Source organism: Celeribacter halophilus (assembly GCF_900114135.1).
Classification (GTDB): Bacteria; Pseudomonadota; Alphaproteobacteria; order Rhodobacterales; family Rhodobacteraceae; genus Celeribacter; species Celeribacter halophilus.
In genome coordinates this window covers 1-1,610 of sequence record NZ_FORY01000056.1, presented here as the reverse complement: position 1 = coordinate 1,610, position 1,610 = coordinate 1, and the positions used below count along the sequence as shown (strand labels likewise).

Sequence of the window (1,610 nt, the reverse complement as noted above, 5' to 3'; positions counted from 1 at the left end):
CTCGGTCATGCGGTCTGGTGCGCACGTCGCCTTCTGGACCCGAAAGAACCTTTTGCGGTTATCCTGCCCGACGATGTGATCGCGGCGGAGAAACCCTGTCTACAACAGATGGTTGAGGCCTACGAAGAACTCGGCGGCAGCGGCTCTATGGTTGCCGCGATGGAAGTTCCGGCGGACAAAGTGTCCTCCTATGGGGTTCTCGATGTGGACAAGGACATGGGCAACACCGTGTCCGCCAAAGGCATGGTGGAAAAACCTGCGCCGGGGACAGAGCCATCCAACCTTGCTGTGATCGGTCGTTACATTCTTGACCCGTCGGTGATGAAGAATCTGCATACGATGAAGACCGGTGCCGGCGGTGAAATCCAGCTCACCGACGCGATTGCGGATGAAATCGGCACGGAGCGCGGTGTTTACGGATACCGGTTTAAAGGTCAGCGTTTCGATTGTGGTTCGAAAGCAGGCTTCCTTCAGGCGACCATTTCCTTTGGCCTGTCGCGAGATGACTTGCGCGGTGAGCTTCAGGAGTTTATCGACGCGCTTTCGGCTGAGCGTACTGCTGCCCAGTAAGGTTTGATGATGTCGAAATTTGTGATTGTCGCTGTATATTGTTGAGGCAACAAAGGAATGTATCAAACATACAAAGGTTGTGATGGGGCCTAACCGTAGATAGCACGCGAATAGAAAAACAACTTATCCGAGTTTGGTATGTCTTATCTTTCAAAAACGTCTCAGAATTTTGCAAATGCGACTTTGGCCGCTCGCGCCGAGAGAGCTGAAAGCTCTCGCGAGGCGATGCCTAGATTTTCTTTTTATCGAGCGGTTGGTAAGCGTAGTTTTGATATATTGTTTCTGCTGTTGGTTTGCCCTTTCGTTGTGCCCGTCATTTTAGTCTTGGCTATAGTGGTGAAGTTCGATGGAGGTCCTGCTTTTTATGCCCAAAGGCGAGTTGGGCGAAACGGCAAGGTGTTCCAGTTTTATAAGTTGCGCTCAATGAGGGTGAATGCCGACGAGTTTCTGGTGAAACTGTGCCAGGAAAATCCAGAAATCGCAGCGGAGTGGGAAACCTATCAAAAACTGCGGCATGATCCGCGGATCACAAAGGTCGGCCATTTTATTCGCAAGACTTCTCTCGACGAATTGCCTCAGCTCCTTAACATTTTCAAAGGTGATATGAGCTTTGTTGGTCCGCGTCCCTTTATGCCCAGTCAGCAGGTACTCTACGAGGCTGCAAAAGGCTCAGCATATTTCAAGATGCGGCCTGGTTTGACTGGCCCCTGGCAAGTGTCTGGGCGCGGCGAAAGCAGTTTCGCAGCTCGGGTCCGTTATGATAATTTTTATCACCGGAAGCTAAGCTTTCTGACGGATTTGGCTCTGATCCTGCGTACATTTACTGTTGTACTCAAATCTACGGGACACTGATATTTAAGTCGTTTAACATCTTCCCCGGCCTGAAGGCCGGAGATTTCCGGTTTGGCTCTTTGCCTCACCGATAGTTCTCGCTTCCACGGAGATCCTATGGCCTTCCTCCACGAGCATAGGCGCCGTGTTCCGACGCAAGATCACCTTTGCCGCATTGGTGTCGGCGTTTTCAAAGTGGCCGCAGCTTG

2 protein-coding genes are annotated in these 1,610 nt (G+C 51.4%); both read left to right on the top strand.

Annotated elements, in window-relative coordinates; genetic code table 11:
- Positions 1–570 (top strand): UTP--glucose-1-phosphate uridylyltransferase (locus BM152_RS18720; protein ID WP_244524900.1); only part of this gene is annotated, 570 nt, incomplete at its 5' end.
- Positions 571–708: 138 nt separating this feature from the next.
- Positions 709–1,422 (top strand): sugar transferase, encoded by a 714-nt coding sequence (locus tag BM152_RS18715; protein ID WP_231730583.1) that lies wholly within the window; start codon positions 709–711, stop codon positions 1,420–1,422.
- Positions 1,423–1,610 lie beyond the last annotated feature (188 nt).